General features: G+C 67.6%; 14 protein-coding genes. 8 read left to right on the top strand and 6 right to left on the bottom strand.

What is annotated here, in order from left to right:
- Positions 1–610: 610 nt before the first annotated feature.
- Positions 611–1,615 (bottom strand): glycosyl transferase family 90, encoded by a 1,005-nt coding sequence (locus tag ACZ46Y_RS13580; protein WP_311956493.1) that lies wholly within the window; start codon positions 1,613–1,615, stop codon positions 611–613.
- An 11-nt stretch (positions 1,616–1,626) separates the two neighbouring features.
- Complete coding sequence (locus ACZ46Y_RS13575; RefSeq protein ID WP_311956492.1) at positions 1,627–2,718, bottom strand: glycosyltransferase family 4 protein; 1,092 nt, start codon at positions 2,716–2,718, stop codon at positions 1,627–1,629.
- Positions 2,719–2,778: 60 nt separating this feature from the next.
- Between ACZ46Y_RS13575 and ACZ46Y_RS13570 the strand changes: the two genes are divergently transcribed.
- From ACZ46Y_RS13570 to ACZ46Y_RS13555, 4 genes are read left to right on the top strand one after another with little or no spacing between them, the layout of a single operon-like run.
- Positions 2,779–3,528: a glycosyltransferase family 2 protein gene (locus tag ACZ46Y_RS13570; RefSeq protein ID WP_311956491.1), complete on the top strand. Its 750-nt coding sequence runs from the start codon at positions 2,779–2,781 to the stop codon at positions 3,526–3,528.
- A gap of 24 nt (positions 3,529–3,552) precedes the next feature.
- Entirely contained in the window at positions 3,553–4,833 is a 1,281-nt protein-coding gene (locus ACZ46Y_RS13565; protein ID WP_311956490.1) for an O-antigen ligase family protein, read from the top strand.
- Complete coding sequence (locus tag ACZ46Y_RS13560) at positions 4,830–5,951, top strand: glycosyltransferase family 4 protein (protein WP_311956489.1); 1,122 nt, start codon at positions 4,830–4,832, stop codon at positions 5,949–5,951. The genes ACZ46Y_RS13565 and ACZ46Y_RS13560 overlap by 4 nt, the downstream gene beginning before the upstream one ends.
- The gene (locus ACZ46Y_RS13555; RefSeq protein ID WP_311956488.1) at positions 5,945–6,556 is read left to right on the top strand and encodes a YrbL family protein; all 612 of its coding nucleotides are present in this window, start codon (positions 5,945–5,947) and stop codon (positions 6,554–6,556) included. The genes ACZ46Y_RS13560 and ACZ46Y_RS13555 overlap by 7 nt, the downstream gene beginning before the upstream one ends.
- On the opposite strand, the gene ACZ46Y_RS13550 is transcribed toward ACZ46Y_RS13555, so the two are convergent.
- The gene (locus tag ACZ46Y_RS13550) at positions 6,544–7,299 is read right to left on the bottom strand and encodes a 3-deoxy-D-manno-octulosonic acid kinase (RefSeq protein ID WP_311956487.1); all 756 of its coding nucleotides are present in this window, start codon (positions 7,297–7,299) and stop codon (positions 6,544–6,546) included. The genes ACZ46Y_RS13555 and ACZ46Y_RS13550 overlap by 13 nt on opposite strands.
- On the opposite strand from ACZ46Y_RS13550, the gene ACZ46Y_RS13545 reads away from it, so the two are divergent.
- The 4 genes from ACZ46Y_RS13545 to ACZ46Y_RS13530 are packed head-to-tail and all read left to right on the top strand — an operon-like array spanning position 7,298 to position 11,335.
- Positions 7,298–8,386, top strand: a complete 1,089-nt coding sequence (locus ACZ46Y_RS13545) for a glycosyltransferase family 9 protein (RefSeq protein ID WP_311956486.1) — start codon at positions 7,298–7,300, stop codon at positions 8,384–8,386. The two genes, ACZ46Y_RS13550 and ACZ46Y_RS13545, sit on opposite strands and share 2 nt — an antisense overlap.
- Positions 8,376–9,806 (top strand): bifunctional D-glycero-beta-D-manno-heptose-7-phosphate kinase/D-glycero-beta-D-manno-heptose 1-phosphate adenylyltransferase HldE, encoded by a 1,431-nt coding sequence (gene hldE / locus ACZ46Y_RS13540; RefSeq protein ID WP_311956485.1) that lies wholly within the window; start codon positions 8,376–8,378, stop codon positions 9,804–9,806. The genes ACZ46Y_RS13545 and hldE overlap by 11 nt, the downstream gene beginning before the upstream one ends.
- Positions 9,807–11,129: a lipid IV(A) 3-deoxy-D-manno-octulosonic acid transferase gene (waaA, locus tag ACZ46Y_RS13535; protein ID WP_311956484.1), complete on the top strand. Its 1,323-nt coding sequence runs from the start codon at positions 9,807–9,809 to the stop codon at positions 11,127–11,129.
- Between the two features lie 5 nt (positions 11,130–11,134).
- On the top strand, positions 11,135–11,335 hold the full coding sequence (locus tag ACZ46Y_RS13530; RefSeq protein ID WP_311956483.1) for a hypothetical protein: 201 nt from the start codon (positions 11,135–11,137) through the stop codon (positions 11,333–11,335).
- A gap of 4 nt (positions 11,336–11,339) precedes the next feature.
- Here ACZ46Y_RS13530 and rpiA read toward each other — a convergent pair whose 3' ends face one another.
- The 3 genes from rpiA to ACZ46Y_RS13515 all read right to left on the bottom strand — a co-directional run bounded on the left by rpiA (position 11,340) and on the right by ACZ46Y_RS13515 (position 13,685).
- A complete protein-coding gene (rpiA, locus tag ACZ46Y_RS13525; protein ID WP_311956482.1) occupies positions 11,340–12,014 on the bottom strand; it encodes a ribose-5-phosphate isomerase RpiA in 675 nt (224 codons plus the stop codon).
- 76 nt (positions 12,015–12,090) lie between these two features.
- Positions 12,091–12,777: a PQQ-dependent sugar dehydrogenase gene (locus tag ACZ46Y_RS13520; protein ID WP_464380049.1), complete on the bottom strand. Its 687-nt coding sequence runs from the start codon at positions 12,775–12,777 to the stop codon at positions 12,091–12,093.
- A gap of 29 nt (positions 12,778–12,806) precedes the next feature.
- Positions 12,807–13,685, bottom strand: a complete 879-nt coding sequence (locus ACZ46Y_RS13515) for an AEC family transporter (protein ID WP_311956480.1) — start codon at positions 13,683–13,685, stop codon at positions 12,807–12,809.
- Positions 13,686–13,785 lie beyond the last annotated feature (100 nt).

The raw sequence follows: 13,785 nt of genomic DNA, 5'->3' as shown, positions 1-13,785 counted from the left end.
GGGGCATGGTTGCGGGGGCGCTGTTGGTAAACCCCGAGATAGCCGCGCTTCGCTCGCTATGACGTAGAGGGTGCGGTGGCCGCACTGGCAAAGCCCGAGATAGCCGCGCTTCGCTCGCCACGACACAAGAGGCCGCTTTCCATGGCAAGTATGGCGCTCACTGCCCACTATCGTCTTCGCGAGGAGCGTAAGCGACGAGGCGATCTTGTGCGGTACCGAGGCCACCCAACCCCGAGATTGCTTCACTGCGTTCGCAATGACGTAGTGGGTGTAGTGCTTCGCTCGCCACGACACAAGAGGCCGCTTTCCATGGCAGGTATGGCGCTCACTGCCCACTATCGTCTTCGCGAGGAGCGTAAGCGACGAGGCGATCTTGTGCGGTGCCGAGGCCGCCCAACCCCGAGATTGCTTCACTGCGTTCGCAATGACGTAGTGGGTGTAGTGCTTTGCTCGCTATGACACAAGAGGCCGCTCGCTATGACGTAGAGGGTTCAGTGGCCGCACTGGCAAACCCCGAGATAGCCGCGCTTCGCTCGCTATGACGTAGAGGGTGCGGTGGCCGCACTGGCAAAGCCCGAGATAGCCGCGCTTCGCTCGCCATGACACAGCGCTACTGTCGTCGCGAGGAGCGTAAGCGACGTGGCGATCTCGTGGGTGGGCATTGGGTATGCGCCAGGTAGCGCTCGAACACCAGCATGGCGATGAGCCTTTCCCGCTGGGGGTGGAAAAACTCGGCGATGTAGCGGTTGGCGTTGTCGACGATGGCTTTTGCTTCGTCGGGGTGGGCCAGGTAGTAGGCGATTTTTTCGCCCAAATCGGAGAAGTCGTCTTTCACTTCGACGTAGTGGTAGCCCGGGATCAGCGTGCCCTCCATGAACCAGGTCTCAAAAATCGGGCGCTTCATGAAGCACAGCGAGTTGGAGGCCATGATCCACTTCAGGTTGGTGGCGACGTCGTTGCCTTCGATGCTGAAGATGAATTTGTGCTCGAGCTGCTGCTCGATGGCCATGAACGACTTGCGGTAGGCGGCCGTTTCCGGCTTGTCGTCGGTGGCGCCGACGTCGCAGCGGGGCAGGTCGTGGCACTGGGCCAGAAAGCGCTGCCGGTGCGGCTGGTGGGCTGCCCCCCGCCATACCAGCGCGTCCTTCTTGTCATCGTAGGGCCGGGTGTCTTTCACCGTGTAGTAATGGCGCACGCTGTCGAGCTTGAGCAGTACGGAGTTGCGGTTATCGCCGTGAATGGGGCGGCTTTTGACGAAAGTAGGCTCGTCGGGCACGAAGGTCTTGTCGCCAAAGCGGTAGTGATAGGCCGCGCCCGGGGGGAAGTATTTCGCAATCTGGTAAAAATCCAGGTGATACGACGACTTTCTCGCGCGGAGGGCAAAGTCGCGGTTCTGGACGGCCTCGCTGGACAGGGTGACGGGCGCATCAAGCCGGTGGTAGTGCGTTACCCGCGCCATGATGGCTTCCTGCTCGGCGGCGGGGAGGGCGTCGAAGGCGGCCAGAAGCGCCCGGCGCCGGTGACGAAAAAAACGCCGAGGGGGCAGGGCGCCCAGCAGGCCGGCGAGGTAAAACTTCAGCTTGTGCGCCTGGTAGGCGCTTTTTCCGCTCATCATGGACGAAGCACCTACGTTTCTGACGGGCCCCGGGCCGTACGCGGCGGGGAAAGAGGAGCGTATAGCGCCAGGTAAGCGTTGGCCATGGCGTCGGGCGAATAGTCGGCCAGGCGTTGGGTGGCCCGGTTGGCCAGCGTCTGGCGCAGCGCCGGGTCCTGCAGCCGGGCCAGGCGGTCGGCCAGGGCTTCGTCGTCGCCGGGAGGAAACAGCAGCCCCGTTTCGCCGTCGCGGACGATATCCGGAATGCCGCCGACCTCGCTTGCCACCACGGGAACGCCGGCGTGCATGGCGTCGAGCAGCACCGAGCCCAGCCCCTCGTTGCGCGACGGGAAGGCAAAGACATCCAGCGCCGGCAGGTAGTCGCCGATGTTGGCCTTGAAACCGGCCCAGACGACGTTCTCCAGCCCGGCGCTTTCCTGCTTCAGCGCGGCCTCGTCTTCCCCGCGGCCGAAAAACACGAAGCGCATGTCCGGCTGGGTGCGCTGCAGCCGACGAGCGGCGTCGAGGAGCACGCGCTGCCCCTTGTGGCGGTCCACCAGGGCGCCGGCGTGGCCGACGAGAAACTGCCCGGGGTAGCGCGCGCGAAAGGCCCGGGCGACGTCGGGGTCCGGCGCCAACGGGGTATAGGCGCTGGGAATTTTCACCACCGGGTGCGGGCTTAGCGGCGCTACCTCGGCGGCGATGACCCGAGACAGCGCCACGCAGCGGTAAGCGCCCCGGTAAAAGGCCAGGTTACTGCGCTTGCGTTTGATCGGGGTGTCCACCCGTCGGGTAATCAGGTAGGGCGTTTTGTAGCGCCGGCGATGGAGCCAGGCCCAGTGCACCGCCTTGGCGTCGTGGGCGTGGACCAGGGTGGCGCGCCCGGCCCGGCGGTGGCCGGCCAGCTGGTGGCGGGCGCCGACAAAGCGCACGCCCGGGGTGGCGGCAAGCTCCGCGCGCAGGGGGGAGTCCGGCCGGCACACCAGCGTCTGGGACGCGACGGCGTCCTTGCCGGCGAGCGCCTGGATCAGCAGCACCGTTTGCCGCTCGCCGCCGCGAAACCCGCGGGCCAGGTTGGCGTGGATGATGTGCAAGGCCGCCTCGCTGAAGGTTAATGGGAGCATTTGTGGGAGTCACGGCGGCTATAGTAGCATCCGCTTTCTATCCTGACAGGACGGTCCGACATGCTGGCCAAGCTAAGCGCCGTGATCATTACGCGCAACGCGGCGGCGACCCTGGCGCGCACGCTGGACGCGCTCGACGGCGTTGACGAGGTGGTGGTGTACGACAACGGCTCCACCGACGCCACCCTCGATATCGCTCGGCGCTACGCCAACGTCTCGCTCCATCAGGGGGAGTTTCTCGGCTTTGGCCCGACCAAGCGCCACGCGGTGTCGCTGGCCCGCCACGACTGGGTGGTATCTCTGGACGCCGACGAGGCGCCGAGTGCTACCTGGCTTAACGCGCTCGCCGAGTGGCTGCCCGGGGCCGAGGCGCAGCAGGTGGTGGAAGTCCACCGGGAAAACTGGCTGCTGGGCCGGCCCGTGCGCCATGCCGGCTGGGGCAACGATTGGCTGGTGCGCGTGTTTCACCGCGACCGGCACAACTTCAACGACGCCATGGTGCACGAGTCGGTGGTGGTGCCCGCTACCGCGCAGGTGGTGCGTCTGGACGGCTGCCTCGAGCATCTGGCCGTTACCGAGCTTGGCCAGTTTCTGGACAAGATCAACCGCTATTCGGGAATTCGCGCGGGCTCGGATGCGCTACGGGTGTATCCCGTGGCGGTGATCGTACTCAAGGCGGCGTTTGCCTTCCTGCGGACCTACCTGCTGCGGCGTGGGTTTCTCGATGGCTGGCGCGGGCTGGTGATCGCCGTGGCCAACGCCAACGGTGTATTCTGGAAATACATGAAACGTCGCGTCCGCGATCTCTAACCGCGCTCTGGAAACCCCACACCGATGACTCACGCCGCTTTACCGTTCTCTGCCTCCGCTGACGCGTCGCGGCGCATGCTGACCGGCGCCGCCGTTTTCCTCTTCGCCGCGCTCTCCCTGGTGGTCCCCACGGGCTACTCGCTGGGCCCCCTGATCCTGCTGTTGGCAAGCGCAACGCTTGCGGTGCGGCGCCCGAGCCTTGGGCTGCAGCGCGACGACTATTGGCTGATGCTGGCGCTTTGCGCCTATACCGCCGTGGTGATGGCGGGGGCGCTGTGGCACGGCCAGGGCCTGAGCAGCGTGGACCGGCCGCTGCGCTTCTGGCTGGCGCTGCCGGTGCTGTTCTGGGTCATGGCCTACCCGCCAAGGCTTGGTGCGGTCTGGTCGGGGCTGGCGCTCGGCGCCATGGGGGCGGCCGGGTTTGCCCTTTACCAGCACGGCCAGGGCGCCTCCCGGGCGTACGGCTATATGCACCCTATTCAGTTTGGCAACATCAGCCTGCTGCTGGGGATATTTTGCCTGGCGGGGCTGGGCTGGGCATGGCAACAGCCACGCCGCCGCGCCTGGCTTGCGCTGCTGGGGCTGGGGGCGGCGAGCGGTATTCTGGCCTCGCTTTTATCCGGCAGCCGGGGCGGCTGGGTCGGCCTGCCGCTGGTGTTCTGGGTGCTGTACCGCGCCTACGGCCGGGGCACGCCGCTCAAAACCCGGCTGCTGGCGCTGGTGCTGGTGCTGGCCGCGGGGCTTGCGGCTTACGGCCTGCCGCAGACCGGGGTCCAGCAGCGCGTCGGCCAGGCGGTGGATGATATTGCCCTGTACGTCAGCGGCGAAAAGCGCGATACCTCGGTCGGCCTGCGCTTCGAGATGTGGCAGGGCGCCGCCCATCTGATAGCGGAAAAGCCGCTTGTGGGCTGGGGGGATCGCGGCTATCGGGAAGGCGTGACTGATCTGGCCAAGCGCGGCGTGGTTCACCCGAGAGTGGCTAACTACGGCCACGCGCACAACCAGTTTCTGGATACCCTGGCCAAACAGGGGGTGCCCGGCTTTGCGGCTCTGCTGCTACTGCTGCTGTTGCCCCTGCGGCTGTTCGGCGTCTATTTGCGCGATGACGATTTAACCGTGCGCGCGCTGGCCACCGCCGGCGCGCTGCTGTGCGTCGCCCACGTGGATTACGGCCTGACCCAGGCGGGCTTCAACCATAATAGCGGCGTCATGGTTTACGCGTTCTGGCTGGTGGTCTGGTGGGGGCTTCTGTCTGGCTATCGCCGCCGGCAGGACGCGGCCCCGGCTCGGGAGACGACTCAATGAAAATAGCGCTGGTCCACATGCGCCACGCCGCCTCGGGCGGCACCGAGCGCTTTCTCAACGAGCTGTCGCGCTACCTGGCCGAGCGCGGCGAGGACGTCACCATCGTCTGCCGCTCCCACGTGGCACCGTCGCATCCGGCCATCCGCTTTGTTCGCCTGCGCCCGTTCAGCGTGGGCAAGGCGCAGCGTATGTGGCGCTTTGCCCGGGCCGTGGAGCGCCACGTCAGGGCGGCCGACTACGACCTTGTCTACGGGCTGGGCAAAACCTGGACCCACGATCTGCTGCGCATCGGCGGCGGCACCGTTCACCACCACCTGGCCTCGAAGCCCGAACGCCAGCGGCGGCGCAAGGACCGGATAGCGGCGCGTATCGAGGCGAAGGCCATGGCGCCCGGTGCCTACTGCCATGTGGTATCGAACTCCCGGCAAAGCGACGAGGAAATCGCCGAGGCCTACGGCGTGCCGGAAAGCAGGCGCTCGGTGATCCACAACTTTGTCGATACCCGCCGCTTTGACCGCGCCCGGCTGGGCGATGACGCCCGGGCGCTTGCCCAGGAGCTGGCGCTTGATACGCATCGGCCGGTGTTTTTATTTTTGGGCACCGGCTACCAGCGCAAGGGCCTCGCGCCGACGCTTGAGGCCTTCGCCCGGCTCGACGCTGACGCCACCCTGCTGGTGGTCGGCCGCGACTCCCGCCAGGCGGAATACCAGGCCCGCGCCCGGCAGCTGGGCATTGCCGACAAATGCCGCTTTCTCGGCGAGCAGCCCTCGCCCGAGCGCTATTTCGCCCTGGCCGACTGCTACCTGCTGCCGGCGCACTACGAGCCGTTCGGCTTTACCGTGCTCGAGGCGCTGGCCTGCGGCACGCCGGTGATTACCACCCAAAGCTGCGGCGCCAAGGAGGTGGTTACCCCCGAGGTGGCAACGGTGATCGACCGGGCCGACAACCGCGAGGCGCTGGCCCAGGCCATGGCGTACTGGGCCGGGCGCAAGGGCGAGGCGGCGCTGCGCGAGCGCTGCCGGGCGCTGGCGCTGGCGCTGGACGTCGAGGAAATCATGGCGCAGAACTACCGCTGCCTGCTGGACGTGGCCCGGCAAAAGCAGGCGGGGCAATGTTGAGCAGGGGGCAGAAAACAAGGCTGAACACGGACGAATGGCGCGTTATCGGCCGGGGCGACGAGCGGATCTGCTATCAGCACCCGGACGACCCCGGCCGCTGCGTCAAGCTCAGCCGGCGGGAGAAGGCCAAGCAGACTCGACGCGAGCTGCGCTACTTTCGTCGCCTCAAGCGCCGGGGGGTGCCGTTTACGCTGATCCCCGAGTTCTTCGGCGCGGTGGAGGATGCCGAGATGATCGGCATTGAGCAGGAGCTGGTGCTCGACGATCGGGGCGAGCTGCCGCCCAACGCCGGGGAGTACCTGGCCGGGCCGCTGACGCCGGCGCAGATCCGCCGTTTCTGGGTCGGGCTGGACGCGCTCAGGGCCTATCTGCTGGCCTATAACGTCATCCCCTGCGACCTGGTGATGAGCAATCTGCTGGTGCTCGAGCGGGCGGACGCCACCACGGTCATGCTGATCGACGGGCTGGGGGCGTCCGAGCTTGTGCCGCTGGCGGAATACATCCCCTGGCTGGGGCGGCGCAAGATACGGCGCAAATGGGCCAGGTTCATGAGAAAGACGGTCATGCCGCGCTTTGAGGCCACCCAGGGGCGTCAGCCGGCGTAGCCGGCGGCAATATGCTCGCCGGCGCGCAGGGCTTCTTCCGGGGCGGCGAACTTGCCCAGCGAGCGCGTAAGTCGGGCAAGGTTGGTGTGTTGCCACTTGCCCGGGGCGCGCAGCCGGCAGCGGTCAAGGTCGATCAGCCAGGGCGTGTCGTCGGGATCGATCAGGATATTGCGCGCGTTGAGGTCGACGTGGTCGAGCCCCGCGTCGTGAAAGCGGCGGATCATGGCGCCGACGCCCTGGAGGAGCGCAGGGCCCGCAGTGCCGTGTTCCAGCCGTGCGGCCAGGGCAGCGGCGCCGGGGATGCGCCGGGTGATCAGCGCGGCCTCGTAGGCAAGCCCGTGGCGGGTGACGCAGGCAGCCACCGGGCGGGGGACCGGCAGGCCCTGATTGAACAGCCGGGCGGTCAGGCGCATTTCGCGAAAGGCCCGGGTGCGCTCGGCGCCGGTCCACAGATAGCGGGCCTCGCTCAGCCGGGCGACCATGCCGCCGCGGCGGTAGGGGCGCAGTACCCATTGCTCGTTGCTCCCTTCTTCGGGGCTGATGAACAGGCTGCTGCCGCGGCCCGGGGCCTCGCCGGTCACCAGCCCGCGCGCGCGCCAGACGTCCGGCGAGAAATCGTCCGGGGCGAAGGGGGCAGAGGAAGACGGCTGACGCTGCTTTTGGCGCAACCCCGGCGCGTCACATAAACTGTCCGCATCGTGTAGTATCAAACTCTTTTTCTGCCGGAGTGTTGCTAAGCGCATGAAGCCCCCTTTGCCTGCCAATCCCCGCCATATTGCCGTGCTACGCCTTTCCGCGCTGGGCGACGCCTGTAACCTTGTGCCGACGATTCGCGCGCTGCAGCGCCATTTTCCTGAGGCGCGCATTACCTGGATCATCGGCAAGGGCGAGCACAGCTTACTGGCGGGGCTTTCCGGCGTCGAGTTCGTGGTTTACGACAAGGCCAGCGGCCTTGCCGGCATGCGCAAGCTATGGCGCGAACTGGCCGACACCCGCTTTGACGTGCTGCTGCACATGCAGCAGGCCCTGCGCGCCAGCGTGCTCTCGCTGGGGCTCAAGGTGGATGCCCGGCTGGGCTTTGACAAGGCCCGGGCCAAGGACTGCCAGCACTGGTTTACCGGCTACCAGCTCGCCCCCCACCCCCGGGCCCACGTGCTCGAGTCGTTCATGGACTTTGCCCGGGCGCTGGGCGTGGAAGACGACCGTCCGGAATGGCACCTGCCGGTGCCGCCGGGGGCCTACGAGGAGGCGCGCCAGCTTAGCGGCGAGGCGCCGTATCTGGTCATCAACCCGTGCAGCAATGTGCGGCTGCGCAATTTTCGCAACTGGTCGGTGGAGGGCTACGCAAGCGTCATCGAGCACGCCTGGGTGCAGCACGGGCTGAAAAGCGTGCTGACCGGTGGCCCCTCGGCGCTCGAGAACGAAACGGCCGGGCAGATACAGGCGCTGTGCCAGCCGGCCAGCGTGATCAACGCCGTGGGCGCCACCTCGCTCAAGGGCCTGCTGGCGCTGATCGATGGGGCGCGTGCGGCCATCGCCCCGGATACCGGCCCGGTGCATATGGCCAACGCCCTGAGCACGCCAACGCTTGGGCTTTACGCCACGACCAATCCGGACCGGGCGGCGCCCTATCTGTGGCGTGAATTCGTGGTGAACGCCTACCCCCGGGCGCTGCGCACCTACCTGAACAAGGGTGTCGACGACGTGGCCTGGGGCCAAAGGGTGCGCCACGCCGACGCCATGGGGCTGATCCAGGCCGATGAGGTTATCGCCCGGCTCGACGCGCTGCTCGAAGACACCGCTGCTCAAGGAACCCTCGATGAACATTGACCTTTCTGCCCTGGAGCGCGCCCGGGTGCTCGTCGCCGGCGACGCCATGCTCGACCGCTACTGGCACGGCGCTACCTCGCGGATTTCTCCCGAGGCGCCGGTGCCCGTGGTGCGGGTGGAAGACGCCGACGACCGCCCCGGCGGTGCCGCCAACGTCGCGCTTAACGTAGCCGCGCTGGGCGCCAGTGCGGCCCTGGCCGGGGTGGTAGGCGACGACGACAACGCCCGGCTGCTCGCCGGCCAGCTTTCGACTGCCGAAGTGAGCACCCACTTTCAGCACAGCGCCTTTGTGCCGACGATCACCAAGCTGCGGATAATGAGCCGCAACCAGCAGTTGCTGCGCCTGGACTTTGAGCAGCGCCTGGATAACGTCGATACCGCCGAGCTGGTGGCTCGGGTGGAAGCCGCCCTGGAAGGGCACGACGTGCTGGTGCTGTCCGACTACGGCAAGGGCACGCTCAACCGCGTGGGCGAGCTGATCGGCATCGCGCGCCGGGCGGGCAAGCGCGTGCTGGTGGACCCCAAGGGTACCGATTTCAGCAAATACCGCGGCGCCAGCCTGATCACCCCCAACCTCGGCGAGTTCGAGGCCATCGTCGGCCGCTGCGACACCGACGCCGAGCTCGCCGCCCGGGGCGAGGCGCTGCGCGCCGAGCTGGAGCTCGAGGCGCTGCTCATTACCCGCAGCGAAAAGGGCATGACGCTGATCCGCGAAGGCGAGTCGCCTTTGCACCTGCCCACCCGCGCCCGGGAGGTGTTCGACGTCACCGGCGCCGGCGATACCGTCATCGGCATGATGGGGCTTTCGCTTGCCGCCGGGCACGGCTTTGCCGAGGCGATGACCCTGGCCAACCTGGCCGCCGGCCTGGTGGTGGCCAAGCCCGGCACTGCGACGCTCTCGCTTGGCGAGCTGTACACCGCGCTGCACGGCGATGCCCTGGGCGAGTTTGGCGTGGTGGGGCAGAGTGCGCTGGTCAACGCCGTGCGCGCCGCCCAGGCCCGGGGCGAGCGCGTGGTGATGACCAACGGCTGCTTCGATATTCTCCACGCCGGCCACGTGGCCTACCTGGAGCAGGCGCGCACGCTGGGCGACCGGCTGGTGGTCGCGGTCAACGACGACGCTTCCATCGCCCGGCTGAAAGGCGACGACCGCCCGATCAACCCGCTCAGGCGGCGCATGCAGGTGCTCGCCGGGCTGGGCGCGGTGGACTGGGTCGCGCCCTTTGCCGACGACACCCCCCAGGCGCTGATTGAAACCGTGCTTCCCGACGTGCTGGTCAAGGGCGGCGACTACCGCCCCGAGGACATCGTCGGCGGCGAGGCCGTTCGCGCCCACGGCGGCGAGGTCAAGGTGCTGGGGTTTGAGGACGGGGTGTCGACCTCGGCGATGATTGCCGCCATCCGCGGCCGCGGGCGTTAAATGGCACCCTGGCCGCGCCTCGTCTACTGCGCCGCACTCTATGCGCTTTCCCCGCTGATCATCGCTCGGGTGTGGCGCGAGCAAGTGCCCACCTGCGTTACTACCGGCCCGCGCCGCCAGCGGCTGGGGCTGGGTGCCGAAGTCCACGAGCCTGCGCTGTGGCTGCACTGCGCATCAATGGGCGAGGTGCGCGCCGCTCGCCCGCTGATCGAGGCCCTGCTCGGGCGCTATCCCGGCCACCGGCTGCTGGTGACGACCATGACGGCCACCGGCGCCGAGCAGGTGCAAGCGCTTGCTAACCGGCTGGCCGCCGAGCCGGCGGCGCGGCTCGAGCACCGCTTTGTGCCGCTGGACTGGCCGGGCAGCGCCCGGCGCTTTGTGACCCGGGTGCGCCCGGTGCTCGCGGTGATGTTCGAAACCGAGCTGTGGCCCAACCTGCTGCACGCCTGCCGCCGCGCCGGCGTGCCGGTGGCGGTGGTCAACGGCCGGCTCTCGCCGCGCGCCTTTGCCCGCTACCGGCGTATCAAACCGCTGATGCGCCAGGCGCTGGGTAACGTCGCTTGGCTGGCGGCCAAGTCCGCCGCCGACGCCGAACGCTTTGCCGCGCTGGGCATGGCGCCCGAACGCACCGACGTCGTCGGCTCGCTCAAGTTCGAAGTAGCCCCTGAGAAACAGACTCTTGAGGTAGGTGAGCGCTTACGCACCGAGCTCGAAAAAGATGGCGGCGAGCGGCCGATATGGGTGGCCGGCTCCACCCGGGACGGCGAGGAAGCCGCGCTGCTGGAAGCGCACAAAACCCTGCGCACGCGCTACCCCGACGCGCTGCTGGTGCTGGTGCCCCGCCACCCCCAGCGCTTCGACGCCGTGGCCGACGACTGCCGCGCCGGCGGCTTTGCGCTAGCTCGGCGCAGCCGGGGCGAATCGGTCACCCGGGAGACGGCGGTGTACCTGGGCGATACCCTGGGCGAGCTCGGCGCGCTCTACGCCGCCGGCGACCTGGCCTTTGTCGGCGGCAGCCTGGTGCCATTGGGCGGGCAGAACGTGGTCGAGCCGGCAAGCCTCGGGCGGCCGGTGCTCACCGGCCCCTCGCTTGACAACTTCGATGACGTGGCCGAGCCGCTGAAAGCCGCCGGGGCGCTGGCCACCGTGGCCGACGCTGACGCCCTGGCGGAAGCGCTGGTTGGTGCGTTTGATGACCCGCCCAGGACCCGGGCAAGAGGTCGCGCCGGCAAGGCCGTGGTAGCCGAGCAGCGCGGGGCGCTGGAGCGCACGCTCGACGGCCTTGGCCGGCTGCTGACTCCCATCCATCAAAGGGGAGGTTAGTTGCCATGACGCCCAAGGCGGTGGAAGGCCGTATCAAGCGTGCCGCCGTGGCGGCCAAGGCGGGGACGGGGCCGGAGTTCAGCGCCGCCTTGCAAGTGGCAAGCGACGCGCTGGACGCGTTGAAGGAAGAGTATCCCGGGCACCCGAAAGTTGGCCTGTATGCCAGCCGCATCGCCAACCTGAGGAAGCTGGAAAGCTCCACCTGAGCCTTTAACTCCGCGCCGTACGCTCAACGCCGGTGCCCTTGCCCAGAAGCAGCACGTCGGCGCCCCGGGCGGCGAAGAGGCCGTTGGTGACCACGCCTGCGATGGCGTTGAGCCGGGCTTCCATTTCGATTGGGTCGTCGATCATGAAGTCGTAGCAGTCGATGATCTGGTTGCCGTTATCCGTGGTGACGCCCTGGCGGTAGACCGGCTCGGCGCCCAGTTTGACCAGCTCCCGGCCGACGTGGGAGCGCGCCATGGGGATGACCTCGACGGGCAGCGGAAAGTCTCCCAGCTGGGCGACGTACTTGGACGCGTCGGCGATGCAGATAAAGCGCGTGGCGCAGGCGGCGACGATTTTTTCCCGGGTAAGGGCCGCGCCGCCGCCCTTGATCATCTGCAGGTGAGCGTTCACTTCGTCGGCGCCGTCGATGTAGAACGGCAGGGTGCCGGCGCTGTTGAGATCCAGCACATCGATGCCCAGCGCTTTCAAGCGTTCGGCGCTGGCCTCGGAGCTTGCCACCGCGCCCTGAAAGCTGTCGCGCAGCGGCCGGAGCCGGTCGATGAAAAGGTTGACGGTGGAGCCGGTACCGATGCCAAGCACGGTGTTCTTGTCCAGCCAGGGTTCGATTTCCTTGATGGCGGCGTCGGCCACGGCGGCCTTGAGTGCGTCCTGGGTCATAAAGCCTCTGGGTCGAAAAATCATCGGATGTGAAGCGCACAGTATAGCGCCGCGATGCCGCGCTGCCGATATGGGCTTATGGCTGAAGCGCCGGCGTCAGTCGGTAGAGTGCTCCATCGGCGGCGTCCTTAAGCAGATAGATGGCGCCGGCGGGACCCTGACGGACGTCCCGGATGCGTCCGATCTCGCCCTCCAGCACCATTTCATGTTCCACCACGTCATCACCTTCCAGGGCCAAGCGGACCAGGCGCTCGCTGGCCAGGCCGCCGGCCAGAAAGTGACCCTGCCAGGCGGAGAAGGTGTCGCCGGTGACCTCGGCCAGCCCCGAGGGGGCGAAGCGCCCGTCGAAGTCATGCAGCGGATCACGCATGCCCGGCGCGCTGTCACGACCGATGGGCTGATTGGTGGCGTAGTCGTTGCCGCGGCTGACCACCGGCCAGCCATAGTTGTCGCCGCCATCCTGGCCGCGGGTGCTCACCTCGGGAACGCCGTCCAGGCGGGTAATCTGCCCCGTCTGGTCGATGCGTGCCAGGTGTCCCGGGCGCTCGCTGACCAGCAGGTCGCCGCCGGGCAGAAAGACCAGCGACCAGGGGTGCTCGAGGCCCGAGGCGATGCGTTCCAGACGCAGGGTGTGATGATCGCTCTCCAGGCGCTCGATCAGGGTCTCGGCTGCCTGGGCCTGAGCGCCGAGGGTCAGGCCGCTCAGCAACAGGGTGATGGTTAGCCTGCGTAGCATAGTCAGCCTGCGTCGCATGGTGGGCATATCGTGTCTCCTCCAGATGCTGGGTGGGCCTACATCAGCCAGGCCAGCAGCAGCGGCAGATAGAGAAGCGAGAGCAGGGTCGAGCAGAACACCAGGCTGGCGACATACTCCGGCTCGCGGCGTGCCTTCTGGGCGAACAGGTAGTTGAACACCGCCACCGGCATGCTCATTTGCAGCACCACAATGCTGTGGGCCAGCGGCGGTAAGCCGAGCAGGGCGCCGATGCTCCAGGCCAGCGCCGCAGCCACCGGGATGCGCAGCAGGCTGAAGCCGATGCCGGATCGCAGGCTTTTGACCTGAATGCTGGCCAGCGACACGCCCAGGGTGATCAGCATCAGCGGCACGGTAAACCCCGAGATCAGCTCGACGCTATTGGCGAGCCACAAGGGCAGGGCGGTGTCGGTAAGCAGCAGGACCAGCGACAGCAGGATGGCGTAGACGGTTGGCGTGCGCACCAGGGTGCGCAGCGGGTTGCCGCCGTTGCTGGCCATCACCGAGCCCAGGGTGAACTGGAACAGCGAGACGGTGACCATCACCGTGATGCCGTAGGCGAAGCCGGCGCTGCCGAAGGCATAGAGCACCACCGGCAGGCCCATGTTGCCGGTGTTGGGGTACATGGCCGGCGCCAGCAGCACCCGCCAGTCCTGGCGCAGCAGGCGTGCCAGCGGCCAGGTCATCGCCGCCATGGTGCAGATCACCAGCGCCGTGGCGAGCATGGTGCGGCCAAAGCTGCCGGCCTCGATCTCGGCGCTGGAAAGCGAGGCGATGACCAGCGCCGGCGTCCCGATATTGAAGACCAGGCGGGTGACGAACTCGACCGGATAGGGCTGCCCCAGGCGCACCCAGAAAAAGCCCAGACCCGCCCCGGCGAGTACCGGGGCCATCACCGCGAAGAGTTCGGCAAGCATGCAGGCGCCTCAGGAGAAAAGGAGAACCCGTTATTGTCCTGGATTAGCGCAATGCCTGGCAAGGCGCTCGTGGCTCCACGCTTATACCAATGTCTGGACG

It is taken from the genome of Halomonas garicola (assembly GCF_055382465.1).
This window is presented reverse-complemented; position numbering and strand designations above follow the sequence as displayed.

Excerpts from the sequence above, each read along its gene's own strand:
- ACZ46Y_RS13580 (WP_311956493.1), bottom strand. The coding sequence starts at position 1,615 with ATGATGAGCGGAAAAAGCGCCTACCAGGCGCACAAGCTGAAGTTTTAC.
- ACZ46Y_RS13575 (WP_311956492.1), bottom strand. The coding sequence starts at position 2,718 with ATGCTCCCATTAACCTTCAGCGAGGCGGCCTTGCACATCATCCACGCC.
- ACZ46Y_RS13570 (WP_311956491.1), top strand. The coding sequence starts at position 2,779 with ATGCTGGCCAAGCTAAGCGCCGTGATCATTACGCGCAACGCGGCGGCG.
- ACZ46Y_RS13565 (WP_311956490.1), top strand. The coding sequence starts at position 3,553 with ATGACTCACGCCGCTTTACCGTTCTCTGCCTCCGCTGACGCGTCGCGG.
- ACZ46Y_RS13560 (WP_311956489.1), top strand. The coding sequence starts at position 4,830 with ATGAAAATAGCGCTGGTCCACATGCGCCACGCCGCCTCGGGCGGCACC.
- ACZ46Y_RS13555 (WP_311956488.1), top strand. The coding sequence starts at position 5,945 with ATGTTGAGCAGGGGGCAGAAAACAAGGCTGAACACGGACGAATGGCGC.
- ACZ46Y_RS13545 (WP_311956486.1), top strand. The coding sequence starts at position 7,298 with ATGAAGCCCCCTTTGCCTGCCAATCCCCGCCATATTGCCGTGCTACGC.
- ACZ46Y_RS13550 (WP_311956487.1), bottom strand. The coding sequence starts at position 7,299 with ATGCGCTTAGCAACACTCCGGCAGAAAAAGAGTTTGATACTACACGAT.
- hldE (WP_311956485.1), top strand. The coding sequence starts at position 8,376 with ATGAACATTGACCTTTCTGCCCTGGAGCGCGCCCGGGTGCTCGTCGCC.
- waaA (WP_311956484.1), top strand. The coding sequence starts at position 9,807 with ATGGCACCCTGGCCGCGCCTCGTCTACTGCGCCGCACTCTATGCGCTT.
- ACZ46Y_RS13530 (WP_311956483.1), top strand. The coding sequence starts at position 11,135 with ATGACGCCCAAGGCGGTGGAAGGCCGTATCAAGCGTGCCGCCGTGGCG.
- rpiA (WP_311956482.1), bottom strand. The coding sequence starts at position 12,014 with ATGACCCAGGACGCACTCAAGGCCGCCGTGGCCGACGCCGCCATCAAG.
- ACZ46Y_RS13520 (WP_464380049.1), bottom strand. The coding sequence starts at position 12,777 with ATGCCCACCATGCGACGCAGGCTGACTATGCTACGCAGGCTAACCATC.
- ACZ46Y_RS13515 (WP_311956480.1), bottom strand. The coding sequence starts at position 13,685 with ATGCTTGCCGAACTCTTCGCGGTGATGGCCCCGGTACTCGCCGGGGCG.